The sequence below is a fragment of the Paenibacillus sp. genome (assembly GCF_035645195.1).
Lineage (GTDB): Bacteria > Bacillota > Bacilli > Paenibacillales > YIM-B00363 > Paenibacillus_AE.
Genome location: NZ_DASQNA010000025.1, coordinates 182,528 through 206,616 on the forward strand (window position 1 = coordinate 182,528; position 24,089 = coordinate 206,616).

The window sequence follows — 24,089 nt, forward strand, 5'->3', positions numbered from 1 at the left end:
ACCTCCTTAGAAAATTCGATAGTTCGCCAGCTTGTAAGCGAGCCGGTACGAAACGACGATCAAGATCATGCTGATGACCGACTTGAACAAGCCGATCGCGGTGCCGAAGCCCATTTCGCCGTTCAATATTGCCGTCCGGTAGACGAACGTGTCGATGATGTCGCCGGTTTTGTAGACGAGCGGGTTGTACAGGTTGAAAATTTGATCGAATCCTGCGTTCAAAATGTTGCCGAGCGACAGCGTCCCGACGACGACGGCCATCGGCAGCATCGATGGAATCGTAATGTACAGCGTCTGCTTCAGCCGGCTCGCGCCGTCCACCTCCGCCGCCTCGTACAGCGACGGGTTGACATTGGCGAGCGCCGCCAGGAAGACGATCGTGCCGAAGCCGAATTCCTTCCACACCTCGGAAACGATGACCGTGACGCGGAACCATTGCGGGTCGCCGAGGAAAAAGATCGGCTCAATGCCGAACCATGACGTCAGGACTCGATTCACGAAGCCGCCGTCCGTCGACAAAATGTTCAGCAACACGCCGCCGAGGATGACCCAGGACAGGAAGTGCGGCAAGTAGACGAGCGTCTGGACGGCGCTCTTGAACAGCCGCTGACGAATTTCATTCAGGAACATCGCGAACGTGAACGGCGCCAGCAGGTTGAAGACGATTTTCAGCGACGCGATGATGAGCGTGTTCCAGATCACTTCGACGCTGTCCTGCCGCTCGAACAAATAACGGAAGTTGTCCCAGCCGACCCACGCCGAGCCGCCGATGCCGAGCCACGGTTTGAAGTCTTGGAACGCCATAACGATGCCGCCCATCGGCAGGTACGCGAATACGATTAAGAATAGTAGGGAAGGCAGGATCATGAGATGGAATTGCCAGTTGCGTCGAATCAGTTTCATCGAAAGCTCCCCCTAGCGGTATATACCGAAATTATATCAACCGACCGACTCCCGAAAGTAGAAGCCAAACGCAACATTCATGGCACGATTGCAACCTGTTCGTTCCGTCAAGCCAGCCGGACTCGGGGGAGCGGCGTCGTAAGTGCGCATATCGCTCCTGCTGGCTGCGGGCGAACGAAGTATGTACTCATAACGTCCCCCACTCCCGCAGGCTGCGGGCGCTCGCGGGGCTTGATGGGAACGAAGTACGCTTAAGAAGGGTAGGGTGGTTGCTTCTTTTGCGTACCTGCTTCCCATAACGTCCCCCGCTCCCGCAGATCGCGAGAGCTCGCGGGGCATGATGGAACGAAGTACGCTTAAAAAGGGTAGGGTGGTTGCTTCTTTTGCGTACCTGCTTCCCATAACGCCCCCCGCTCCCGCAGATCGCGGCCGCTCGTGGGGCATGATGTGAACAAAGTACGCTTAAAAAGGGTAGGGTGGTTACTTCTTTTGCGTACCTGCTTCCCATGTAACGTCCCCCACTCCCGCAGGCCGCGAGCGCTCGCGGGGCAAGAAAGGACGCTTAAGTAGGGCAGGACGGTTGCTTCTTTCGCTCAACGCAAAAACTCCGCCCGTTTCGCATGGAAACCGCGGAGTTTTCCCCTCGCATTCAGAGCGGCCCGCCGTTCGCGGACCGCTCTTGTGCTGCGCCTTATTTGTTTACGTTCGCATACCACTCGTTGACTTCCTTCGTAATCTGCTCGCCGCCCGCGGATTTCCACGAGGCGACGAACTGGTCGAACGAGTCGATCGGCTTCTGGCCGTAAATGATCTCGTTGAACGTCTGGTTCTCCAGCTTGTTCAAGTAGTCGAGCTTCGTCTTCATCGTTTCCGTAGGCGGACCCGTGAACATATCCTTGAAGGAGATGTCCTCCTGCGACAGCAGCACCTTCGCCGCCGCCGGCGTTTCCGGACCGTAGTTGTTCCTCACTTCCTTCTCGAGCCGCGTCGTCGGCTCCTTGCCGTCCGCGAGGTTGAGCAGCGCCTTCATCTGCGCGTCCGGAATGCGGGCGCCGTCGCGAATCAGGAAGTAACGCATCACGTTCACTTCGCCGCCCGGAATGTCCGACAAGTACAACGGATTGCCGTTCGCGTCGAGGTCGTAGTCGTAGCCTTTAAATATACCAATTTCGTATGGGCTGCCCGGTTGCGGATCGGCGATATGCTCGTACATGTAGTTCTGGTACGTGAACAGCGCTTCCGGGTTTTTCATGTTTTTGTTGATCAAGACGACGCCGTTCGTGAAATGCGTGCCGTGGCGGCCCGCTTTGCCGTCCGGACCGGCCGGGATCGCGTACGGCTTCCATACCGCGTGCGGCACGTTCTTCGCCGTATCGAGCAGCGGCCAGCCGCTCATCCAGTACGGTCCCGGAATGATGCCCGCCGTGCCCGCCACCGCCGGCTCGGCCGTCTTGTTCGCGTCCCACAGCGCGACCTCTTTCGGGATGAAGCCTTTCTCATGCCATTCCTTCAGCTTCGCGAGGCCGTCCTTCATGGCCGGATTCGTGGAGCCGTACTCCAGGGAGCCGTCCGCCGCGGCGTTCCATTGGTTCGGAATCGTGCCGAACGCGCCGAACACCCAAGACGGATCGCCCATCCATGTGTTCATATCGTCCTTGAAGCCGATGCTGAGCGGAACGACTTGATCCGGGGACAACCCGTCCGGATTGTTGTTCTTGAACGCTTCCATGACCGTCTCAAGCTCCGCGAGCGTCGTCGGCGCTTCCAAACCGAGCTTGTCGAGCCAATCCTGACGTATCCACAGCAGGTAATCGTGGTTGTACGCGTAATCGAGGAGCGGAATGCCCATCCGCTTGCCGTCGCGCATGTACGGATCCCATACATGCGGATCGATCGCCATCGCGGCCTTCCATTTGTCGGACGCATATTTGTCGAACAGCGGGCCCGCTTCTTGGAAGATGCCCGAATCGATCAAGTCCTGAGCGAGCGTCGGATCGTCTTTGCCGATCGTGATGACGTCCGGCATCGGTTGACCCGACGACATCGCGAGGCGCAGCTTCGTCGCGAACGCGCCGTTCGTGTCCGTGACGGACCACAGTGTATTGATCTGAATCCCGAACGTGTCGAGCGCCCATTTCGTCGCTACGTTGTTTTCGATCGTCTCGCCGTTTTTGAATTTCAAAGCCGGATCGACGCCCCACGCGACGTTGATCGCGACCGGCGGATCGTACTTATCCTTCAGCTCGCCCACAGCCGCTTCCGTCGAAGCGCTGTCGCCGGAAGTCCCCGCCGGCTCGCTCGCGCCGTCTTGCGCTCCGCCGCCTGCGCAGCCTGCAAGCAGCGTGAACGCCATGGCCGTCGCCGCCGCAGCCGTTACCCCTTTTTTCGCAAAGGCTTTCATTGCGTCGTTTCCCCCTTCGGTAATGTCTACGTTTTCATTATAGGGGGGCCGTATGTGACAGCCTATGTCGCGATTCGAACATTTCTGCACCTTTCGCAAGGGAAACGTCAATCGCGGAATTCGTTCGGCGTCATCCCGTAAAACTTCTTGAACATTTTGCTGAAATACTGCGGATTTTGGTAGCCGAGCTCGAGCGTAATCTCGTATATTTTCTTGTTCGTAGATTTAAGCAAATAATGGGCGCGCTCCATCCGCATGCGGATAATATAATCGCCGAGACTTTCGCCCGTCTCCGCTTTATATATTTTGGACAAATAGACGGGATGCAGATAGACGCGGTCCGCGATCGTCTTCACGGACACATCCTGTCCGAGCTCGCTGGAGACGATCTCCTGCACCTGCTTGACGATGTAGCTTTTCGTAAATTTGTCGTTCGCGGACAGCTCCTTCTCAAGCTTCTCCAGCATGCCGAGCGACCACGTCCGAAGCTTGTCGATCGAATGGACGATGCTGCGGTCGAGCAGGAAATCCATGCCCGCTTGGTCGATTTCCGCAATGAAGTGCCCTTGCTTGTGCGCCATGTACATGAAGGCGTTCGTCACCGACAGGAACAGCTCGTACAGATGCTCGCGGGACGCCCGGGCCTGCTCCAGCTGCGCGAAGACGTCGCCGATTTTCGCCCGCGCCGCCTCCCACTGCTTCGATTCCAGCAGATGAATGAGCGTCGGAGGCTTATACAGGCATTCGAGCGATTTGATGTGCGCTTCGCCGCTCCCCGGCGCCGAGGCGCGGTCTTCGAGGAACGCGATGGACCGCTCGTCGTCCGATTGCAGCAGCATCGCTCCGAGGCCTGCGCGGTACGCCCCCGGCAGCTCCTCCGGGAAAGCGAACCAGCCGGTGATCGCAAGCGAGATGCCGCCCTTCAAATAGTTGCTGACATGCTTCTGCAGCACGTGCGCATGCTGCTCCAGGAGCGCGCGCCGCGCCGCCTCGTAATCCTTGCGCATCCGAATCGACTGATGGTATGCCTCTTTCATCTGCGCGATGATCGCGAGGCAGTCGTGAGGCGCTTTGCCGTGCCACACATCGAACTCGCCGCCGAACACCTCTTCGGCGATGTTGCCGACGGCGTATTCCATCAGCGCGGCCGAATTGTGGTCCATCGCGCGGAAATGATTCCCCATTTGGACGAGAATCATGACGGCCGGCTCGTCGACCTTCAGCCGAATTTCGTACTGCTCCATTTTTTCCGTGATCGTTTTGTTAAGCAGCTTGCGCCCGAGCAGCAGATCGTGCATGAGGCTCGACCGCAGCACCGTGAAATCGGCTTTCCGGTTATGCAGCAGCTGATGATACTTTTCCGTTTCGCTCCATTCGTCCTTCAGCGACTCGATCGCATTCGATAGGCTCGCGATAAATTCTTCGTCGTTGACCGGCTTCAAAATATAATCGAACGCCTGCAGCTGAATGGCCCGTTTCGCGTATTCGAAGTCCGAGTGACCGGTCAGCAAAATGCAGCGGATATGGGGCCACCGCTTCGCGATCTCCTCGATCAAGCGAAGCCCGTCCGTCACCGGCATCCGAATGTCCGTCACGACGATATCGACGCTCTGCTCCTCCAGCAGCCCCAGCGCTTTCGCCGCGGAATCGGCTTGGTATACCTGCTCTACCTGCAGCTCTCTCCACGGAATCGTCTGCGCGAGACTTTCCGTCACGTACGATTCGTCGTCGACCAATAAAATCTCGATCATCGGCGTCCACCCCTTTTTGCGCTATTTTGCGAGCTCCTGCCTCTCCGGCGCGACGCGCCATTCCAGCATAACCTTGAGCCCTCCGAGCTCGGAACGGTCGAACCGGAGGCCCGCGCCTTCGCCGAACCGGAGCGACAGCCGCTGATGCACGTTCCACAAGCCGCAGCCCATCTCTTCATCCATCGGCCGATGGAGCTTGGCGAGCAGGACGCGCATCTGTTCCTCGGTCATGCCTTTGCCGTTGTCCTCGACGACAAGTCTCGCGGCCGTATCGTCCCAATCGCCGGAGATGCGGATGAAGGCAGAATCGGCATGCGACTCGATGCCGTGCAGCACCGCGTTTTCGACGAGCGGCTGCAGCGCCAGCGGCGGGATGAACAGCTTCTTCATCCGCGGCGGCAGGTCGATGGCGCACTGCAGCCGGTTCATCCGCATTTTCTGAATCTCCAAGTAACTCGAAATAAAGTCCAACTCCTCGCCGAGCGGTACGACGTCCCGTTCCTGCCTCGTCGTGTAGCGGTAGTATTTAGCTAAGTTTTCCGCCATCGCGATGACGGCTTGATGGTTTTTCAGCTTCGCCATGCTGGAAATATAGGAGAAACAATTATAGAAAAAGTGCGGATTGATCTGGGATTGAAGCTGCTTCAGCTTCGCTTCCCGCGAATGAATTTTTTCCAGATACACTTTCTCGAACAGCTCTTGAATTTGCTCGACCATCGAGTTGAAGCGCGTAAACACGAAGCTAAATTCGCTGTTGCCTTTCGGCGTCACGCGTATGGAGTAATCTCCGTTCTTCAGCCGCTGAAAGCCGGTAACGAGCTTGCGGATCGGCACCTGCACCTGCGCGTACAGCAAATAAGCTGCTAGAAGGCTCATGAGCAATAAACAAGCCACCGAATAATAGAACAACCGGCTCGACTGCTGTATCGGCTTCATGACTTCGCTCAGCGGCATGTAGTCGATCAAATACCATCCGGTCGTGTCCGAATGGACGATATTGACGAGATATTTCTCGCCGCCCAGCTCCACGGTCCGGTTTTCCTTCGGCTGCAGCGGCTCCCGCTCGAGCGCCGCGATCAGTCGATCCGCGAGCGTGCGATCGGCCGTCCGATTGTAGATGATGCCCGCGTCCTTGCGGTAATACAACGGGTCGCGCCGCCCGTCGCTTTTGAAGGTATCCAGCATGTCTTGAATGTTACCGCTGTCAAAACGCACTTCGATGACGACGGTGGCGCCGTTCGCGCCGCCCGGCCGCCGCAGCGTATCGTACGGCGAAACGGTAAACCACGAAAATTCGAATTCTTGTCCGGGCACGCCGGTTTTCTCGACATGCCAGCCCCGCTGCACGATGCGATTGAGCTGCTCGACGTCGTACGTGCGCACGTCGTTGACCGAGATGACGCGCTGCAGCTTCGGCGAATAAATGTACAATTGGCTCCGCCAGTTCGAAGAGCTTTCTTGTATGCGGATCTTCGTTTGAATTCGCTTGACGAGCGTAATCGTCTGGAGGTCCAGATGCCGCTGATATTCGAAAATATCGCGAAAGCTCTGGATATCCGGATCTTGGATAAGCAAATTCGGCCAAAGCGCCAGCAAATCGATGTTCGTATTGACTTGGTTTTGGAAAAACGTGAGCTGGTTGATATTGGACTGGTTCAGCTCCGATTCGAGCACGTTCGAGCCGGTTTCGTTCGAGTAGAAATATAAGCCGACGATCGGAATCAGCATAATCACGATCAGGATCACGATTTTTGTGAAAAGGTTGGATTTCGGCATCGCTGTATTCACGCCTTGTCGAAAAATGTCGTGTCCCTCCTATTATACTGGGATTCGGACCGCTCCGATAGCGGCAGACTTCGGCGCTCCTTCCAGCGCGCGCCGGCGCAGACGGCACGGAACGCTTCGTCCAAGAAATAGGCGGCGAACACGCCGAGCAGCCCCCAGCCGGCCCAAACGCCGAACGCGTAAGCGCCGGCCGTTGTCGTGAACCACATGCCGGCGACGCTGATGACGGCGACGAACCGGGCTTCGCCGACCGCCGTCAGCGCTCCGGTCAGCGTGAACGTCCAGATGCGCATCGGCTGCCACGCGAGGCACAGCAGGAAAATCGGCGCGGCCGCGGCGACGACGTCCGCGCTGTCCGTAAACCAGCCGAGCACCGGCTTCCCCGCGAGCGCGAGCAGCAGCGCCGCGCCGAACGACGCGAGCATGCCGATCTTCGCGCCGGCGTACGGGGCGCGGTACGCCGCTTCGTGCCGCGCCGCGCCTTTCAGCTGGCCGACTTGGATTTGCACGGCCATGCCGAACGCCTGCCCGAGCATGAACGGCAGCTGCTGCACGAGATTGACGTACGTGTAGGCCGCGAGCGGCGTCGCGCCGAGCCCTGAAACAATCGACACAACGACCATTTGGGAGGCGCCCCACGAAACCGACGTGAAAATCGAAGGCATCCCGATCGCGAACACGTCCCGCAGCAGCGGCTTGTCGTACCCGAGCCACGAGGCGAAGAAGCGGCGCGCGCCGAACGTGCGGAGCAGCACCCACGCGCATAGGCCGAGCGCGGCGAACCGGCTGACGACGGTGGAAATCGCAACGCCCTTCACGCCGAGCTCCGGCAGGCCGAATGCGCCGAAAATCAATCCGTAGTTGAGAACCAAATGCAGGACGTTCATCAGGATCGAGACGATCATCGGATCTCTCGTGTTTCCCGTGCTGCGGATCACTGCGGACAGCGTCATATGCAGCACGGCCGCCGCCATGCCCGCCCCGACGATGCGCAAATACGTCTCTGCGTGCGGCAGCACCTCCGGCGGGCACGACATGAGCCGCAGCAGCCATTCGGCGCTCGCGTATAGGAGCAGGCTGATCGCAAGTCCCGCATATAGATTGATTTTGACGGCCATGGCCGCCGTCCGGCCGGCAGCCCGGCGGTCGCCGGCTCCCCACCGGTTCGCCGTCACGACCGAGGCGCCGGAATTGACGAGGAAAAATATCGTCATCAGCGACATGACGATCTGGTTCGCTACGCCGACGGCGGACACTTCGTGGTCCCCCAAACTGCTGACCATCAACGAATCGACCGTACCCATAAGAAATTGAAGAATCATTTCGATCGCGAGCGGCCAGGCGAGCCGCCATAACGAGATCGGTTTGTCCTGCGCGTTCGTCATCGATGTCACAGCCCCTGTATGTTGCATCATAAAAGCGGAACCCCCCGCTGCTAGGAACGGGGGGTCGCCTGTCTTGTCTTTATGATACCGAGGTTGGAAGCGGCAGGAAACGACACGATTGCAACAATTCTGCAGTTTTCGCAGCCGGGCGCTTCAATGGCGCGCACATGATTTTCGCTTTCCGCGCGGTTACACTGCATTAGCGAACTTTCTGCACTAATAGCGAGTTTAGACTCGCTATTAGTGAGAAAAGCTCGCTATATTTTTCATTGCGGCGACGAGGGCAGAGCTATTCGAAGATTATTGCTGCGCCTGGTAATGTCCGGCGCCCGTGAGCCGCTCCTGAGGGAACGCGCGGCGCAGCGAGACGGTGACGATCGTCGCCGCGAACGCTTTGATCATATCTCCAGGAATATAAGGGTAAAAGCCGGCGGCCAGCGCCTTCGTCATCGGCAGGTTGAGCGACTGCGCAAGCCACGGCACTCCCGTGACGTACAGCAGCAGCGAGCCGAAGCAGGCCATGGCGAGAAACACGAGGACTGTGCCGCCGAAGCTTTGGCTCCGAATTTTGCCGACGACGAGACCGATGAGGAGCGCCGCGAACGGCCACATGACGACGTAGCCCCCCGTCGGGCCGAGCAGCGTCGCGATCCCGCCTTTGCCTTGGAGCAGCGGCAAGCCCAGCGCCGTCAGAACGACGACGAGCATCATGCTAAAGAAGCCGTAGCGCGCCCCGAGCAAGCCGCCCGCGAGCATGACCGCGAGCGTCTGCAGCGTAATCGGCACCGGCGTAAACCCGAGCGGAATGCTTATGTACCCGAACACGACGACCAACGCGGCGAACAACGCGCTGAATGCAACTCCTCGCAACGTAAACGACTGTTTCAATTGAATCCTTCTCCTTTTCTGTGATAAAGTAGACGTGTGATTGTTAACCTAATATACTCGATTCTGGTTAACAACAAGCAGACTGGATTATAACATGTCTTCGAAGGATTGAATAGACCGTATGGAAACAATTTTTATCCGGCTTCAGAATGCGACCGTCCGTTACATAGGCGCTCCGCTCGAGCGGCCGGCGGCGCTGGACGGCGTTACGCTCGACGTCGTGAGAGGATCGTGGATTGCTGTCGTCGGCAGAAACGGCGGGGGCAAAAGCACGCTGTCGAAGGCAATTGCCGGCATCGCTCCTCTTTCGGAAGGAATCCGCACCGTCGAGGGCGGCGGTTCCGTACATATGGTGCTGCAGCATCCGGAGACGCAGCTGCTCGGCGAAACCGTAGAGGAAGAACTATCCTTATGCGCGCCGTCAGACCGGTTCGCATCGGACCCGGAGCAGCTTCGCGCACAATGGCGGGGGCTGCTTCGCGAGCTCGGCTTGGCCGTCTCGCTCGATACGCCCGTGAAGCGGCTGTCCGGCGGCCAGAAGCAGCTGCTTAACATCGCCGGCTGTATCGCGGCCGGCGCCGACTGCGTCGTCTTCGACGAATCGACGGCCATGCTCGATCCCGCGTCCCGGCAGACGGTGCTGGACGCGGCGGCGGCGCTGCACCGCGCCGGACGGACGATTGTTTGGTCGACGCACCGGATGGAAGAGGTCGTTCGCGCGGGTCGCGTCATCGCGATGGAGCGCGGGCGGATCGCGTTCAACGGAACGCCGGAGCGGTTTTTCTACGGGGAGGACGGCGGCGCTGCCCCATGCGATGCGCTCGGCTTCGAGCCGCCGTACATCGTCCGCGCGGCGCGGGCGTTAATGGAGCGCGGATACCCGCTGGGCGTCGCGCGGCCGCTGCTCCCGGAATCGCTCGCGGAGGCGGTGGCGGCATGTCGATCGTAGCGCAAGGCTTGACGGTAACGGCCGACACGGGCGCGACGCTGCTCCGGAATGTCGGCTTTGCGGCGGAAGCGGGCGCCATCACGCTGATCGTCGGACGGACCGGCTCCGGCAAGTCGACGCTGCTGCGCACGCTGGCGGGGCTCGTTCCGCCCGCGAGCGGCAACGCCAATGTCGGCGGGCGGCCGCTGTGGGTCGGGAAGCGCCCGGATCGCGCGCTGTTGCTGGACATATCGCTCGCTTTCCAATTTCCCGAGCATCAGCTGTTCGCCTCCACGGTGCAGGGCGAATTCGATTATTCGCTTCGGCCGTTCAAGCTGCCGAAGGACGAACGCGCGCGGCGGACGATCGAGGCGCTCGACGCTCAAGGGCTGCCGGCTTCGATGCTCGCGCATCCGCCGCTGCTGTTAAGCGGCGGGCAGAAGCGGCGCGTTGCGCTCGCGACGATTCTTGCGCCCCGGACGCCGTGGCTGCTGCTCGACGAGCCGTCCGCCGGCCTCGACGCCGCCTCGCTGTCCCGTCTCGCCGACGAGCTGTCGCGCTGGAAGCGGAGCTGCGGCATCGTGCTCGCGACGCACGATTTGGACGCGTTCTTGCCGGCCGCGGACCGCGTCGTCATCTTGAAAGACGGACAGGTCATCGCCGAGGCGTCGCCCGAGGAGCTTGCGGACGATCCTCGGCCGCTGCTCGACGCCGGCGTCGGCCTGCCGGAGTCGATGCTCGCGGCGGCAGCGCTGCGGCGCGCCGGCGTCCCGGTGCCGGCGGGCTTGTGCCCGCCCGAGCGGCTGGCCGAGGCGATCGCCGCCTGGCCCGGCCCCTCCGGCGGCGCGGGCGAGCCGCAGCCGGCCGCCTCCACGGAAGCGGCCGAGCAAGCACCGCATCGGGAGCCGCCTGCGGAGGCGGAGGCTGGCGGCGCTGCGACCGACGGCGCAAGAGGCTTCCTGTACCGCTCGGACGCGACGCGGAAGTGGCTCGCCTACACGCTCGTCTCCGTAGGCATCATCCTGCAGACGGACTGGCTCGGCACCGCCGTCGCGGCGCTGTTCGCCGGGGCAGGCCTCGCGGCGCTGACGCCGCATGACCGGAGGCGCTCGCTCCGCCTCAGCCGGCCGCTCGTCTGGCTGATGGCGTTCGCGGTGACGTTCTCCGGCCTGCGATTCGGCGCGCAGCTCGGCTTTTCCGTCGAGCCGGCGCTCGAGACGGCCCGCAGGCTGATCGGCTTTTTCGAAATTACCGTCATCGGGCTCGTCTTCACGCTGTCGACCGGCACCGCCGAAATGAAAGCCGGGCTCGAACGCGGCCTCCGTCCGCTGCGCCGCGTCGGGGTGCCCGTCGAGGCGATCGCGCTCAGCGCGTCGCTTGTGCTCCGCTTCATCCCGCTCATTCTGGAGGAGGCGGACCGTTTCGCCGCGATCGCGGGGACGCGGGGCAAGCGGGGCACGAAGCCGGGGAAAGTGCATCTGCTCGACATCCCCGTCTTCGTCATTCCGCTGCTGACAGGTTTGTTCCAAGCTGTCGAAGATTTGATTTTGGCGATGGAGCTGAAAGGGATCCGTCTCCAGAGCGGCCGTTCGGACAGCGTCGGCACGCGCCGGACCGCGCCGCAGCGGCCGCGAGATCGCCGGACGTTATGGGCGGGCGTCGCGATGTTCGCCGCGCTCGCATGCATTCGATTGGTCGGGGAGGGTGTACTGTGAAGGTTCGGCTGCGAGGGCATCATTTATTATGTTTATTAGGCTACACCGGCATGGGGTACTCCCCGGGGTTCGTCCGAAACATGACGAGCGTGTACGAGCGGCTCCGCGCCGAGCCGTCGACCGTCGTCGACATCGTCCGGGGGCCCGACGATTTGTGCTTGTGTTACCCGGAGGACGGCCCGTACCATTGCGACGGGGAACGCGTGCACGCGCGGGACGACGCCGTGCTGGAGTCGCTCGGAATCCGTCTCGGGGAGCGGACCGAATGGCGGCGCATCGAAGCTGCCGTTCGGTCGAAGCTAACGCCGGACGACATCCCGCGCCTATGCGCGACTTGCCCGTGGCTGTCGTACGGCGTTTGCGAAGCGGGCGTCGCGCGAATCGTCTCCGGCGAAGGGCTGGCGCCGCTGCCGGATCGAACCGTATAACATTACAACGGCGGCAGGCCGGGGGATGCTGAACTGCACCCCGTCAAGTAGACAGTACAAATAATTAAAATTAATTAAGCGGCCTTTGTCCTGAATTCCATCGGACTGAGGCCGTTTAGTTTTGCTTGTAATCGTTCGTTATTGTAAAAGTGAATGTAGGCCTCAATGTCCCTCTTAAGCTCCTCAAAAGTATGGTACACGTGCAAATAATATTTCTCACATTTCAAGGTCCCCCAGAAAGATTCCATTGGACCGTTATCAATGCACCGTCCAACACGGGACATACTCTGAATTATTTTGTTGTCATCCAAGAGCTTCTTAAAGCCCAGGGAGGTGTATTGGTAGCCTCGGTCGCTATGAAGCATAGGCCTGCTCACAGGAGCTGCTTGTAAGGCTAAGTTCAACGTTTGGAATACAAGTGGATTGTTATTTGAACGTCCTAATACATAGGAGACGATGGACTTATCATGAAGGTCGAGAATGGCGCTCAAATAAGCTTTCTGACCATTACCGTACTTAAATTCCGTTACATCGGTGAGCCACTTTTCATTCGGAGCATCAGCTTGGAAATTTCGGTTCAGTAGGTTCTCCGCCAGCTGCTGCGGCGTCGCGTTCGTGTACTTCTTCTTCTTTCTCCGGATTACAGACTGGATTCCCATTACCTTCATTAACCGCCTTACGCGTTTATGGTTAATGGTTTTTCCAGTTTGTTTTCGCATATGAAGAGTTAATTGACGGTATCCAAAGGTGCGCTCTACTTTCTCATAGATGGTCATCATCACTTGGGTCAACTGCTCATTCTCCTCTTCGCGAGCACTGGGTTTACGATTTAGCCACTTGTAATAGCTCGAGCGTGCAATTCCTGCAATTACGCATAGAAGTTGAACGCTAATTGATGCATTCTTTTGGAGTGCTTGGATAGCAAGGTAAATCGTTTCCTGTCGTGTTTGTTTTAGCGTCGCCTTCTTTCGAGTTCCTCTAACTTTTTTAAAAATGCATTTTCTGCCCGAAGTCGCTCAATTTCGTGTTCCATCTTCTTCATCTTGAGTTTCTGTTGATCGGCCTCCGTTAACTCTTCCAGGGCTTTTTTTCTCCCTCGGCCATCCTTTAACGCATCCTGACCGCTATCTTCGAACTTCTTCACCCATTGGTATACTTGCTGGTAGGAGACCTGAAACTGTCCCGCTGCTTTTTGGTAATCATGTTGATTGGTCAGGCAATACTGGACAATCTCGATCCGTTCTTGCCAAGTCGTAGAACGCCCTTTTGTCATAGCTTTTGCTTCCCCTTTATAGGCTTTAAAGCTGCTATGACCATTATACTTGTTGATCCAATTGAAAAGCTGTCTCGTACTTGCAATCCTGTATTTATCGATGATCTGGTACTGAGATAATTTCCCCTCAAGGTAATCCTTCACCGCTTGGAGCTTAAGCTCTGCGCTATAACTTTGAAGATGCGCTCGGCGTTCCAGCCCTTCATATCCATACGTCTTGTACCGACGCTGCCATTTCATTAAAGTCGTCTTGTTAATCCCATACTTCTTCGCAGCTGCCAAAAAACCAACTTCCCCATTCGATACCTCTTCCAGAATGGCGAGTTTCTCCAATGCATTATATTTTCCTCTAGACATGAAAAAGCTCCCCTTACGGTAGCAGGTTTTATTATTTCACCTGTCTACCGTATGGGGAGCATATCAATGCCGATCTGCCGCCGTTTTTTAGTTTCCTCCCATAATATCCGACAGAAGCGACAAGCAAAGCACGATCGCCATCGCCGCCCCCGATGCGTGCGCCTTCCACCGATGGGGCGAGGAATTTCCTCTTCGGTGAACGGATCTCCAATATAGCACCGCCCCGCTCAATACCAGTACCGCTTCCACCGCGGCGCTGGCGGCCGGTATGTTCCACAGCCCCAATCCCAGCAGCGGGAAACCGCCGATGTTGCCGGGGACAATGGGCAGATCCGGACGATGGACAAGCAGATCCAACAGCCAGTGGCTGAACGCAACCGCGCCGACCACGATTCCGCTTCGCTTGCCCCATGCTTTCGCCGCAGCCAAGCCGGCGATTAAGGACAGAAGCAATGCGCCGAGTAACGAATGGGTATACATAGCATCGATAACGGCTTTGCCGTATCCGGTGCTCTCGATCGACTCCACGCCTGCCACCGTCAACGGAAGGAATGCGAGATCCGGCAGCTGCGTCGCCGTCAACAGCGCCCACAGCGGAACCTCAGGATGTCTGGCTTTTACAATTGCGGCAACTCCGAAATGTCCGGCGAACATCAGCCTCTCCCCCTTTCAGTTGTTACAGCAGAGATTCCAGCGATTCCAGCGACGTACAACGAGGTCAACATAACGTTCATAATACGGGATCACTCCTTAAGATAAGTTAACGTACTAGACATTCGTCAAAACTAATTTTATTAGTTTTTATTCAGAGGCATCCTGCTCACCTCTCAAAACTATCTATGTTTTCATTTTAACTAATTTAATTAGTTTCTGCAAATGTTTTTTTCTTTTTTCTTGGTTCTGTTAACACCCAAAGAAATAAGCCACTCCGTTGAGTGGTTTCCAAAGTCATGAATCAGCGGAAACAGCTGATTCTTCTTTTGCTTTTTGGACCTTTTGAGTACTAAGCAGAAAACTAACGAGTGCTGCAACGCTACAAACGTATGGGAGTAGATCATAACCCCAATGCGATATGACATAACCGCCAATCATTGACCCAAAAGTGATACCAATATACAGAGCGGTATTATTCCATGCCATAACAATTCCTCGTTCTTTGGGATATTCCGCCGCCAATCGAGCTTGATATGATGTAAAACCTGCATACCCAACCAAAGCCCATATAAACAGAAAGAAATAAAGCCAATCGCCGGATGAGAACAATATCCCCAAACAAATAAGTATTAGTGTCAATGAATTTAGCGCAGCCTTCGAAATATTCTCTACTCCAAATTTATCCGTTAATTGCCCGCTTGTAAGACTTCCAAAAACGGCACCGACACCATAAAAAGTAACAGCTAATGCGATTTCCGTTGATGTGAATTTATTTTCGGAGTAAAGAGCCGCACCTAAATATATATACAGGGTATACATAGAAATAGCCCAAATCGTCGTAACACATACGGAACCAAGTATTCTTGGCAAATTTCCTTCTAACGGATTTCTCGTTACATCTCTTTTAGGAATCGATCCCCATGTTTTGAAATTCACTACCGCCAATATGGTTCCTATGATGGTCATTACAACAAATACCGAACGCCACCCAAGAAAATGCTCTAATAACGTACCGAATGGCGCCCCTGCCCAAAGAGCCGTTAAGTGTCCCGAAACAACAATCGAAAGCCATGTTCCCCTTCGAGTTGGCGGTGCAATATCTCCAATGATTGCGTAAATCAAAGGAGTGATTGAAGCAACGGATAGACCGGCCAAAATACGGCTAACAATTAGCCACAAAAATGAAGGAGCAAAAGCGGTTAGCGCGTTAGAAACGGCGAACAGGAATAAACCGAACGTAATAAATGATCTCCGTCCCTTTCGATCTGAAAGCCATCCAAAGAAAGGAGCCGCAACAGCGTATGTAACTGCAAAAACAGTTACCATCCATCCGGTCGTTGCTGAACTAACGTGATATGCTTCCGAGATAAACGGTAATAATGGAGAGACCACGAATAAGTCAGTACCCATTAGAAATAAAGTTATCCAACCAACACTTAAACTTAACCGCCCTTGCATACTGGGTCCCCCCCCTTGCTAAATTATTTTTACATATATATTCTCAAGTGGCGTAAACGCGACTGCCGACGAACGACGACGGCCCGCAGAACTCCATTCGGAGCGCTGCGGGCCATCCAAAATCAGTTTATCATTCCCCATCGTACCGCTGCCATCCCGCCCCGCCGGGAAGCGGGCAGCTCTTCGCCTTCAGCTTCGCCGCGACCGGCACGATGCATCCGCACAAGGAGCACGTGTGACCGCCGAGCAGCTTCGGGCACGCCTCGCACTGCCGCAGACGCGCTTCATACACGTCGTCCGGCACGCAGTGGCCGCTTCCCGGCGCGAACATCGGCGCGGACAGCAGGTGCCGAATGCGTTCTTCCGTTACGCGAAATTCGTCCCTGCAGCCGCGGCAAGATCGATCGACCGCCGTCTCCACGTTACCGATCCGCCGCCAGCTCGAACACCGTCACCGACATCGGCGGCAGGTTCGCGGTCAGCGTATGCCCTTCGATCGCAAAGTCCGAGAAGGCGGCCGGCTTCACCTGCTCCGGCTCGTCGAACGTGTTGTGGCCGTCGATCCGGCCAGACGTCAACGTCGTCGCGGTCGCGCGGACGCCCCCTTCCCAGCCGCGCAGCTCGATTGCCGCGCTTGCGCTGCTCGCGTGGTCCAAATTGCACACGCTCACGTGCACCCGGCCGTCCGCGGCGCGGGAAGCGGACACGGACAGCTGCGGCAGCTCCCCCTTCGCGCTGTCGATAGCGCGAATCGTCTCATGCGCGTCCAGCAGCTCGGCGTCCTGGTGCACCTGGAACAGATCGAACACATGATACGTCGGCGTCAGCACCATCCGTTCGCCTTCCGTCAGCACGACGGATTGCAGCACGTTGACCAACTGCGCGATGTTCGCCATCCGGACGCGGTCGCAGTGACGGTGGAAAATATGCAGCGTGATGCCGGCGACGAGCGCGTCGCGAATCGTGTTCTGCTGGTACAGGAAGCCCGGGTTCGTGCCCGGCTCCACGTCGTACCACGTGCCCCATTCGTCGACGATCAGACCGATGCGCTTCTCCGGATCGTACTGATCCATAATGGCCGAATGCCGCGTAATCAACTCGTCCATATGCATCGCTTTCTTCAGCGTGCCCCCGAAATCGGCCTCCGGGAAGCCGGTCGCCGGTCCCTTGCTCGCCCACGTTCCGGGAATCGTATAATAATGAAGCGTGATCGAATCCATGAACCGGTGCGCCTGCTTCATGAGCGTCTCCATCCAATGGTAATCGCCTTCGCTCGGGCCGCACGCGATTTTGTGAATGCGGTTGTCGCCATAATTGCGCACGTACGTCTGGAATTGGCGGTACAGGTCCGCGTAATACTCCGGCCGCATGTTGCCGCCGCAGCCCCAGTTTTCGTTGCCGACGCCGAAATATTTCACCTTCCACGGCTGCTCTCGGCCGTTCTCCCGCCGCAGTTCCGCCATCGGGGAGACGCCGTCGAACGTCATGTACTCCACCCATTCGGACATCTCCTGCACGGTGCCGCTGCCGACGTTGCCGTTGATGTACGGCTCGGCGCCGAGCAATTCGCACAGCATCAAGAACTCATGCGTACCGAAATGATTGTTTTCGACGACGCCGCCCCAATGCGTGTTGATCATACGCTTGCGGCTTTCCCGAGGCCCGATGCCGTCCTTCCAATGATACTCGTCGGCGAAGCAGCCGCCCGGCCACCGCAGCACCGGAATGTTCAGCCGCTGCAGCGCCGCCAGTACGTCGTTCCGGATGCCGTTCGTATTCGGGATGTCCGACTCCTCGCCGACCCACAGCCCTTCGTAAATGCATCGTCCCAAATGCTCGGAGAAATGCCCGTAAATGTTTCGATTGATCGTGCCCTTCGACCGATCCGTATGGATCGTGATCCGGTTCGTCATTCGCTGATCTCCCTCTCTTTTCGCGGCGGTACTGACCGATCGTCGTTTCCCCGCCCGGCAACCCTCGCCGGTCCGCTTGTCTCATTATTTAGAATAATCCTCTTGCCGGCCGATTTGGAATGATATATTATCCCTTTTAACTGATCGATTGTACGAAAGAGAGGAAGAGTTTCCGGTGATCGAAATCAAGCGCTGCGGCTACAACGTCGTCCACCCGGACGGCCTCACGATCGACCGCCCGCAAGGATCGGGGGACTATTTGTTCCTCTTTTTCCGCAGCAAAATGGAAATCGAGGTGCGCGGAGAGCTCGTCGTCGCGGACAAAAACACGTACGTCATTTACAAAAAGGGCAGCAAGCAGTTTTACAGGGAGCTGGAAAAGCCGTTCGTGCACGACTGGTTTCATTTCGACGGCGAAGACGCCGAATCTTATATCGAGCGGCTCTCCCTCCCGTTCGACAAGGTCATGAAGGTGTACGATCCCTTGTACATTTCTAGAAAAGTGAACGACATTCAGGACGAAACGCTCCATAACGGCACATACCGCAAAGAAATCATCGATGCGACGGTGCGCTGCCTCTTGATGAAGCTCAGCGATATGCACAACCGGATCGAAGCGAGCCATCCGCTCAGCAAATTTTACGAGCCGTTCGTCCGCCTCCGCAACGCCATTCGCGAAACGCCGTCCGCCCCGCACACCGTCGATCGGCTGGCCGCGCAGGTGAACATGAGCCGGTCGCATTTCCAGAGCATTTACAAGGAGCTGTTCGGCGTGCCCGTCATGCGGGACGTCATCCAAACGAGACTCGAATACGCCATGTATCTGCTAGAAAATTCCTCGGACAGCATCGGCGACATCGCCCGCAGCTGCGGGTATGAGAACGACGTCCATTTTATGCGCCAGTTTAAGAAGTACATTCATGTGACGCCGAGCCAATACCGGGCAGCGTACCGAAGTTCTTGACGTGCGCCGCGCCAAAAAGAAAAACGCCTCGACAGCGAGGCGTTTTCTTATAGAAACTATTAATTCCGAATCAGGTAATCGAATGCGCCCAATGCGGCGGTCGCGCCCGATCCCATGGAAATGATGATTTGCTTGTACGGGCTGTTCGTGCAGTCGCCTGCCGCGAACACGCCGGGCATGCTCGTCGCGCCGCGGCTGTCGACGACGATTTCGCCGAAGCGCGTGCGCTCCACCGTATCGCCGAGCCATTCCGTGTTCGGCACGAGGCCGATTTGCACGAAGACGCCCTGCAGTTCGACATGCTTCTCTTCGCCGGAATCGCGTTCGACGTAGGTAATCCCTTCCACCTTGTCGGTGCCGGTAATTTCCTTTGTCTGCACGTTCTTCAGCACCGTCACGTTCGGCAGGCTGAACAGCCGCTTCTGCAGCACGGCGTCGGCTTTCAACTCGGGCATGAACTCAAGCACGGTGACGTGCTTCGCGATGCCGGCGAGATCGATCGCCGCCTCGACGCCGGAGTTGCCGCCGCCGATGACCGCTACGTCCTTGCCTGCGAACAGCGGTCCGTCGCAGTGCGGGCAGTACGCCACGCCTTTGTTCTTGAACTCCGCTTCGCCGGGCACATTGACGTTGCGCCAACGAGCGCCCGTCGAGAGGATGACGGTTTTGCTCTTCAGCACCGCGCCGCTTTCCAGTTCGACCTCGATGAGGTCGCCCTTCGAGAGGCGCTTCGCGCGCTGGAGCTTCATCACGTCGATGCCGTACTCCTTCACGTGCTCTTCCAGGCTGGCCGCGAGCTTCGGACCCTCGGTATACTTCGTGCCGATGAAGTTCTCGATGCCCAGCGTCTCCAGCACTTGACCGCCGAACCGCTCGGCGACGATGCCCGTGCGGATGCCTTTGCGCGCGGCATAAATCGCCGCGCTGGCGCCGGCCGGACCGCCGCCGACGACGAGCACGTCGAACGGCTCCTTGTCCGCAAGCTCCGACGCGTCCGGCCGCGAGCCGAGCTTCGCGAGAATTTCTTCGATCGACATCCGGCCGCTCCCGAACGTCTCGCCGTTCAGGAATACCGTCGGCACCGCCATGACTTTCCGGCGCTCCGCTTCTTCCTTGTACGCCGCGCCGTCGATCATCGTGTGCGTAATGCCCGGGTTGAGGATGCTCATCAAGTTGAGCGCCTGCACGACGTCCGGACAATTGTGGCACGTTAAGCTGATGAACGATTCGAAGTGATATTCCCCGCGAATGCTCTTGATTTGATCGATGACGCTTTGCTCGACTTTGGGAGGTCTTCCGCTCACCTGCAGAAGCGCCAACACCAACGAAGTGAATTCGTGACCCAAAGGAATGCCGGCGAACGTCACGCCGGTGTCTTCGCCCACGCGATTGACGCTAAAACTAGGAGTTCTAGGCAATTGCGCTTTTTCAACCGTAATTTTAGATGACATGCCGGCGATTTCTTCCACCAGCGCCAGCATGTCATTGGATACGGCATCGGACTCTGCGCTGACTTTCAGCACAATATCGCCTTCCATGAGCTGGAGATATTGCGCTAATTGTGCTTTTATATCCGCGTCCAGTGCCATTCGAGGTCTCCTTAGATCTTGCCTACGAGATCGAGGCTAGGCTTGAGCGTTTCGGAGCCTTCCTGCCACTTCGCCGGGCATACTTCGCCCGGGTTGTTGCGGACGTATTGAGCGGCTTTGATTTTGTTGACGAGCGTGCTCGCGTCGCGGCCGATGCCGCCGGCGTTGACTTCGTACGCTTGGATGACGCCGTCCGGGTCGATGATGAACGTGCCGCGCTCGGCGAGACCGGATTCTTCGATCAGCACTTCGAAGTTGCGGGAGATGACGTGCGTCGGATCGCCGATCATGACGTACGTGATTTTGCCGATCGCCGGCGAGCTGTCGTGCCAAGCTTTATGCGTGAAATGCGTGTCCGTCGATACGGAGTATACTTCTACGCCGAGGCTTTTCAGCGTTTCGTATTCATTTTGCAGGTCTTCGAGCTCCGTCGGGCACACGAACGTGAAGTCGGCCGGATAGAAGCAAACGACGCTCCACTTGCCCTTCAGGTCGGCTTCCGTAACCTCGATGAACTTGCCGTTGTGATACGCCTGCGCTTTGAACGGTAATACCTCTTTGCCAATCAGAGACATGCAAAATTTCCTCCTTAAATGTGGTGTCAGAACTAAATATAGCTTGCGCAGGAAATCGTTCGGACAAACCTACAACAAACTATATTTATTCTAATTTGGTTTTCATTATTATGTAGAAATCATTCGCTGCTACATATACTAATTTAAAAGTTTTTGGGGAGTTCTGTCAAGTGCGAATGAGACTGATTATCAAAAGTTACGCCGCGTTTACGTAGTGATGCGAAGTATACCTACTGCATAACATTTCAGTTCTTACAATTCGTTCCGCACTTCTATAAAATGAAGAAGAGTTTTGGTTGCCGTTTGCCGTCCTGACTACATTTCTATAAGGGAGAGATTGACTGATGAGAACGATGAGACTCGGCGTCAGCGCATTGGAGGTCCCGGTTGTCGCCGTAGGCTGTATGCGCATCAACCGATTGGACAAGCTCGAAGCGGAGCGCTTCGTCCGCACGTCGCTGGAGCTGGGCGCGAACTTTTTCGACCATGCGGATATTTACGGCGGCGGCGCTTGCGAGGAAATATTCGCGGAAGCCGTCGGCATGAACGCGTCGGTTCGCGAAAACATGATCCTTCAATCCAAGTGCGGCATTCGCAAAGGGATGTTCGATTTCTCCAAAGAGCATATTTTGCAATCGGTGGACGGCATTCTGAAGCGCCTTAAAACCGACTATTTGGACGTTCTTCTGCTGCACCGTCCGGACGCGCTCGTCGAGCCGGAGGAAGTCGCGGAAGCGTTCGACCTGCTCGAAAGCTCGGGGAAGGTGCGCCATTTCGGCGTCTCCAACCAACATCCGATGCAAATCCAGCTGCTGAAAAAATTCGTCAAGCAGCCCCTCGTCGCCAACCAGCTGCAGCTCAGCATCACGAACGCGACGATGATCTCGAGCGGCATCAACGTCAATATGGAAAACGAGGCGGCCGTGAATCGAGACGGCGGCGTCCTTGATTTCTGCCGTCTGCACGATATTACGATCCAGCCTTGGTCGCCGTTCCAATACGGCTTCTTCGAGGGCGTCTTCTTGGGCAGCGAGAAGTTCCCTGAGCTGAATAAGAAGATCGACGAAATCGCGGCGAAGTACGAGGTGAGCAACACGACGATCGCGATCGCGTGGCTGCTCCGCCATCCTGCGCGCATGCAGCCGGTCACCGGGACGATGAACATCGAGCGCCTGGCCGATTGCTGCAAAGCGAGCGACATCACCCTGACCCGCGAAGAATGGTACGAGATTTACCGGGCGGCCGGCAACGTGCTTCCGTAACCGCTCCGAATTGAAGAACGCATCGCAAAAGCTAGCGCAGGCTCCGCCGGCGTTAGCTTTTTTGTGTTTCATTTTAATGCGCTTTCATGTATCATTGATAGAAATAGCATAATTCTCATATAACAATATACTGTATATCTAATATATTTTTTATATCTACGGAAGAAGGCTGGATGATTCGTGAGTATCGACAAGAAAGCTAACAGCTATTACCCGAAAACGCCCGTCGTCATCGAATGCAATATCGAGAAAACGTTGAACGTGCTCGGCGGCAAATGGGCGTTCCTCGTCATCCGCGAGCTGTTCGGCGGCACCCGCCGGTTCGGCGAGCTGCAGCGCCTCATCCCGGCGGTCAGTCCGCGGGCGCTGACGAGCACGCTTCGCCATTTGGAGGAGCACGGCGTGCTGGAGCGCCGCGTCTACCCGACCGTCCCCGTTACGGTCGAATATTCGCTGACGCCGAAAGGTCAGGATCTGCACAACGTCTGTCACGAGATGAAGCTTTGGGCCGCCCGCTGGACGTAAGCCGATAGCTTTTGCGAGGTCCTTCATAACGCCCTGGATCGCACCCGATTCGAAGAAATCGGCTTCCTACATCATAAATCGTACCGCCATCATCGCGGCGACGCCCGTCAACACCGTGACCAGCAGACTGCGCGTCAATAGCGCGGCGGCGAAGGTCGGCAACGCGGCAATCAGCTCCGCGTTCCGATGGAGCGGCACCAGCTGCCCTTCGGGCGCCAAGACGTCTTGACCGATCAAAGCCGCCATGACGGCGACGGGCACATAGCTAAGCCACCGCATCGCCCAATTCGGCAGCTGCACCCGGCTTAGGACGACGAGCGGCAGCACCCGCGGCAGCACGGTGACGAGCGACGCCCCTGCAATGATGAGCAGCATGTCTCCTCTTACTTCCATGCTTCCACCGCCATTCCGATCGCCGCGGCGATCATCGTCGCCAGAATGATCCCGACGCTGCCGGCTCCCATCAGGCTCGCCGCGACTCCGATCGCGGCGGCGCTGACCGCGACGACGATATCGGCCTTCAGCTTGTTCCGGCTGACGAGCTGCAGCACCAGCAAGCCGATGAACATCGCCGGCAGCGCGAAATCGAGGCCGAACGCTTCCGGATTCGCGATCCATTCCCCGAATATCGCCCCGGCGATATTCGCCGCGATCCAATTCAAGTACGCCGTAATATTCAAGCCGTGCATCCATTTCTCGCTGATTTTGTTCGCCTTGGCCGCCTCCTGCATTGCGACCCCGAACGTTTCGTCCGTCAGCAGCGCGCCGACGAACGTATTTTTCGCCGGCGTCAGGTGGCGGAAATACGGCGACAGCGCCGCGCTCATCAGAAAATGGCGCAAATTCACGATGAAAATCGTAGCGATGATGCCCGCCGCCGGACTGTGAGCGGCGATCATGCCGGCGGCGATGAACTGCGCCGAACCGGCGTAAAGCAATATGCTGATCAACGCGATTTCCATGATGGACATGCCCGCCGTCTTTTCGACGACCCCTGCGGCAAATCCGATGCTTAAGTATCCTAATAATGTCGGGACGCATGCCCTCACCCCGTCGAGGAAGCCGCCTTCCTCCGCCCCGACCGCATAACTGCTGGTTCTCATCGTTCTCTCCCGCTGCAAAAACGCCATCGTCGATTTCTCTCTCCCAATGTTATCTCTACTTTATGGATATGACCCTATTTTGAGGTATCCATTGTATTATAATCAAGGTTCGATTATAACAAGGAGGCTGCGGGGAGTCACTACATTCCTCTCGTTATTGCCCGGAAAATAAGCGTATAGATAAAAGCAAAAGCCGCCCTGAAGGCGGCTTTCATGCGTTCGGCGTTATGTC

General features: G+C 57.3%; 22 protein-coding genes. 6 read left to right on the plus strand and 16 right to left on the minus strand.

Annotated features, from left to right (window positions below; translation table 11 throughout):
* Nucleotides 1-6: 6 nt before the first annotated feature.
* The 6 genes from VE009_RS13420 to VE009_RS13445 all read right to left on the minus strand — a co-directional run bounded on the left by VE009_RS13420 (nucleotide 7) and on the right by VE009_RS13445 (nucleotide 9,113).
* Nucleotides 7-903, minus strand: a complete 897-nt coding sequence (locus tag VE009_RS13420; RefSeq protein WP_325008378.1) for an ABC transporter permease — start codon at nucleotides 901-903, stop codon at nucleotides 7-9.
* Between the two features lie 691 nt (nucleotides 904-1,594).
* Entirely contained in the window at nucleotides 1,595-3,304 is a 1,710-nt protein-coding gene (locus tag VE009_RS13425) for a sugar ABC transporter (RefSeq protein ID WP_325008380.1), read from the minus strand.
* Between the two features lie 107 nt (nucleotides 3,305-3,411).
* A complete protein-coding gene (locus VE009_RS13430; protein WP_325008382.1) occupies nucleotides 3,412-5,055 on the minus strand; it encodes a response regulator transcription factor in 1,644 nt (547 codons plus the stop codon).
* Between the two features lie 21 nt (nucleotides 5,056-5,076).
* Nucleotides 5,077-6,831, minus strand: a complete 1,755-nt coding sequence (locus VE009_RS13435) for a cache domain-containing sensor histidine kinase (RefSeq protein ID WP_325008384.1) — start codon at nucleotides 6,829-6,831, stop codon at nucleotides 5,077-5,079.
* A gap of 8 nt (nucleotides 6,832-6,839) precedes the next feature.
* Entirely contained in the window at nucleotides 6,840-8,255 is a 1,416-nt protein-coding gene (locus tag VE009_RS13440) for an MATE family efflux transporter (RefSeq protein WP_325008385.1), read from the minus strand.
* Nucleotides 8,256-8,525: 270 nt separating this feature from the next.
* Nucleotides 8,526-9,113: a biotin transporter BioY gene (locus tag VE009_RS13445; protein WP_325008387.1), complete on the minus strand. Its 588-nt coding sequence runs from the start codon at nucleotides 9,111-9,113 to the stop codon at nucleotides 8,526-8,528.
* 121 nt (nucleotides 9,114-9,234) lie between these two features.
* On the opposite strand from VE009_RS13445, the gene VE009_RS13450 reads away from it, so the two are divergent.
* Genes VE009_RS13450 through VE009_RS13460 form a run of 3 tightly spaced genes read left to right on the plus strand, consistent with a single transcriptional unit; the run spans nucleotide 9,235 to nucleotide 12,184 of the window.
* Entirely contained in the window at nucleotides 9,235-10,062 is an 828-nt protein-coding gene (locus VE009_RS13450; protein WP_325008389.1) for an ATP-binding cassette domain-containing protein, read from the plus strand.
* Complete coding sequence (locus VE009_RS13455) at nucleotides 10,050-11,756, plus strand: ATP-binding cassette domain-containing protein (RefSeq protein WP_325008391.1); 1,707 nt, start codon at nucleotides 10,050-10,052, stop codon at nucleotides 11,754-11,756. Before VE009_RS13450 ends, VE009_RS13455 begins: the two co-directional genes overlap by 13 nt.
* Nucleotides 11,753-12,184, plus strand: a complete 432-nt coding sequence (locus VE009_RS13460; protein ID WP_325008394.1) for a DUF1284 domain-containing protein — start codon at nucleotides 11,753-11,755, stop codon at nucleotides 12,182-12,184. The genes VE009_RS13455 and VE009_RS13460 overlap by 4 nt, the downstream gene beginning before the upstream one ends.
* 74 nt (nucleotides 12,185-12,258) lie before the next feature.
* Here VE009_RS13460 and VE009_RS13465 read toward each other — a convergent pair whose 3' ends face one another.
* From VE009_RS13465 to VE009_RS13490, 6 genes are all read right to left on the minus strand, one after another.
* Nucleotides 12,259-13,179, minus strand: coding sequence for an IS3 family transposase (locus VE009_RS13465; protein WP_325008681.1), 921 nt, complete (start codon nucleotides 13,177-13,179; stop codon nucleotides 12,259-12,261).
* Nucleotides 13,137-13,814 carry a helix-turn-helix domain-containing protein gene (locus VE009_RS13470; protein ID WP_325008396.1) on the minus strand — a complete coding sequence of 226 codons (678 nt, stop codon included), beginning with the start codon at nucleotides 13,812-13,814 and terminating at the stop codon, nucleotides 13,137-13,139. Before VE009_RS13470 ends, VE009_RS13465 begins: the two co-directional genes overlap by 43 nt.
* A gap of 87 nt (nucleotides 13,815-13,901) precedes the next feature.
* The gene (locus tag VE009_RS13475; protein WP_325008398.1) at nucleotides 13,902-14,468 is read right to left on the minus strand and encodes a permease; all 567 of its coding nucleotides are present in this window, start codon (nucleotides 14,466-14,468) and stop codon (nucleotides 13,902-13,904) included.
* A gap of 294 nt (nucleotides 14,469-14,762) precedes the next feature.
* Nucleotides 14,763-15,926, minus strand: coding sequence for an MFS transporter (locus VE009_RS13480; RefSeq protein ID WP_325008400.1), 1,164 nt, complete (start codon nucleotides 15,924-15,926; stop codon nucleotides 14,763-14,765).
* Nucleotides 15,927-16,056: 130 nt separating this feature from the next.
* Nucleotides 16,057-16,347, minus strand: a complete 291-nt coding sequence (locus tag VE009_RS13485) for a DUF6171 family protein (protein ID WP_325008402.1) — start codon at nucleotides 16,345-16,347, stop codon at nucleotides 16,057-16,059.
* 1 nt (nucleotide 16,348) lies between these two features.
* Complete coding sequence (locus VE009_RS13490; RefSeq protein WP_325008404.1) at nucleotides 16,349-17,839, minus strand: alpha-N-arabinofuranosidase; 1,491 nt, start codon at nucleotides 17,837-17,839, stop codon at nucleotides 16,349-16,351.
* Nucleotides 17,840-18,014: 175 nt separating this feature from the next.
* Between VE009_RS13490 and VE009_RS13495 the strand changes: the two genes are divergently transcribed.
* On the plus strand, nucleotides 18,015-18,803 hold the full coding sequence (locus VE009_RS13495) for an AraC family transcriptional regulator (RefSeq protein ID WP_325008406.1): 789 nt from the start codon (nucleotides 18,015-18,017) through the stop codon (nucleotides 18,801-18,803).
* Between the two features lie 59 nt (nucleotides 18,804-18,862).
* Here VE009_RS13495 and ahpF read toward each other — a convergent pair whose 3' ends face one another.
* Together ahpF and ahpC are read right to left on the minus strand one after the other, a co-directional pair.
* Complete coding sequence (ahpF, locus tag VE009_RS13500) at nucleotides 18,863-20,392, minus strand: alkyl hydroperoxide reductase subunit F (RefSeq protein WP_325008407.1); 1,530 nt, start codon at nucleotides 20,390-20,392, stop codon at nucleotides 18,863-18,865.
* A gap of 11 nt (nucleotides 20,393-20,403) precedes the next feature.
* A complete protein-coding gene (ahpC, locus tag VE009_RS13505) occupies nucleotides 20,404-20,967 on the minus strand; it encodes an alkyl hydroperoxide reductase subunit C (RefSeq protein ID WP_325008409.1) in 564 nt (187 codons plus the stop codon).
* Nucleotides 20,968-21,311: 344 nt separating this feature from the next.
* Here ahpC and VE009_RS13510 point away from each other — a divergent pair, with 344 nt between their 5' ends.
* Together VE009_RS13510 and VE009_RS13515 are read left to right on the plus strand one after the other, a co-directional pair.
* Nucleotides 21,312-22,229, plus strand: coding sequence for an aldo/keto reductase family oxidoreductase (locus tag VE009_RS13510; protein WP_325008411.1), 918 nt, complete (start codon nucleotides 21,312-21,314; stop codon nucleotides 22,227-22,229).
* Between the two features lie 186 nt (nucleotides 22,230-22,415).
* Nucleotides 22,416-22,754: a helix-turn-helix domain-containing protein gene (locus VE009_RS13515; RefSeq protein WP_325008683.1), complete on the plus strand. Its 339-nt coding sequence runs from the start codon at nucleotides 22,416-22,418 to the stop codon at nucleotides 22,752-22,754.
* Nucleotides 22,755-22,820: 66 nt separating this feature from the next.
* On the opposite strand, the gene VE009_RS13520 is transcribed toward VE009_RS13515, so the two are convergent.
* Both VE009_RS13520 and VE009_RS13525 read right to left on the minus strand, forming a co-directional pair.
* Nucleotides 22,821-23,147, minus strand: a complete 327-nt coding sequence (locus tag VE009_RS13520; RefSeq protein WP_325008413.1) for an AzlD domain-containing protein — start codon at nucleotides 23,145-23,147, stop codon at nucleotides 22,821-22,823.
* Nucleotides 23,138-23,857 carry an AzlC family ABC transporter permease gene (locus VE009_RS13525; RefSeq protein ID WP_325008415.1) on the minus strand — a complete coding sequence of 240 codons (720 nt, stop codon included), beginning with the start codon at nucleotides 23,855-23,857 and terminating at the stop codon, nucleotides 23,138-23,140. Before VE009_RS13525 ends, VE009_RS13520 begins: the two co-directional genes overlap by 10 nt.
* Nucleotides 23,858-24,089 lie beyond the last annotated feature (232 nt).

Excerpts from the sequence above, each read along its gene's own strand:
- VE009_RS13420 (WP_325008378.1), bottom strand. The coding sequence starts at position 903 with ATGAAACTGATTCGACGCAACTGGCAATTCCATCTCATGATCCTGCCT.
- VE009_RS13425 (WP_325008380.1), bottom strand. The coding sequence starts at position 3,304 with ATGAAAGCCTTTGCGAAAAAAGGGGTAACGGCTGCGGCGGCGACGGCC.
- VE009_RS13430 (WP_325008382.1), bottom strand. The coding sequence starts at position 5,055 with ATGATCGAGATTTTATTGGTCGACGACGAATCGTACGTGACGGAAAGT.
- VE009_RS13435 (WP_325008384.1), bottom strand. The coding sequence starts at position 6,831 with ATGCCGAAATCCAACCTTTTCACAAAAATCGTGATCCTGATCGTGATT.
- VE009_RS13440 (WP_325008385.1), bottom strand. The coding sequence starts at position 8,255 with ATGATGCAACATACAGGGGCTGTGACATCGATGACGAACGCGCAGGAC.
- VE009_RS13450 (WP_325008389.1), top strand. The coding sequence starts at position 9,235 with ATGGAAACAATTTTTATCCGGCTTCAGAATGCGACCGTCCGTTACATA.
- VE009_RS13455 (WP_325008391.1), top strand. The coding sequence starts at position 10,050 with ATGTCGATCGTAGCGCAAGGCTTGACGGTAACGGCCGACACGGGCGCG.
- VE009_RS13470 (WP_325008396.1), bottom strand. The coding sequence starts at position 13,814 with ATGTCTAGAGGAAAATATAATGCATTGGAGAAACTCGCCATTCTGGAA.
- VE009_RS13475 (WP_325008398.1), bottom strand. The coding sequence starts at position 14,468 with ATGTTCGCCGGACATTTCGGAGTTGCCGCAATTGTAAAAGCCAGACAT.
- VE009_RS13480 (WP_325008400.1), bottom strand. The coding sequence starts at position 15,926 with ATGCAAGGGCGGTTAAGTTTAAGTGTTGGTTGGATAACTTTATTTCTA.
- VE009_RS13490 (WP_325008404.1), bottom strand. The coding sequence starts at position 17,839 with ATGACGAACCGGATCACGATCCATACGGATCGGTCGAAGGGCACGATC.
- ahpF (WP_325008407.1), bottom strand. The coding sequence starts at position 20,392 with ATGGCACTGGACGCGGATATAAAAGCACAATTAGCGCAATATCTCCAG.
- ahpC (WP_325008409.1), bottom strand. The coding sequence starts at position 20,967 with ATGTCTCTGATTGGCAAAGAGGTATTACCGTTCAAAGCGCAGGCGTAT.
- VE009_RS13510 (WP_325008411.1), top strand. The coding sequence starts at position 21,312 with ATGAGAACGATGAGACTCGGCGTCAGCGCATTGGAGGTCCCGGTTGTC.
- VE009_RS13520 (WP_325008413.1), bottom strand. The coding sequence starts at position 23,147 with ATGGAAGTAAGAGGAGACATGCTGCTCATCATTGCAGGGGCGTCGCTC.
- VE009_RS13525 (WP_325008415.1), bottom strand. The coding sequence starts at position 23,857 with ATGAGAACCAGCAGTTATGCGGTCGGGGCGGAGGAAGGCGGCTTCCTC.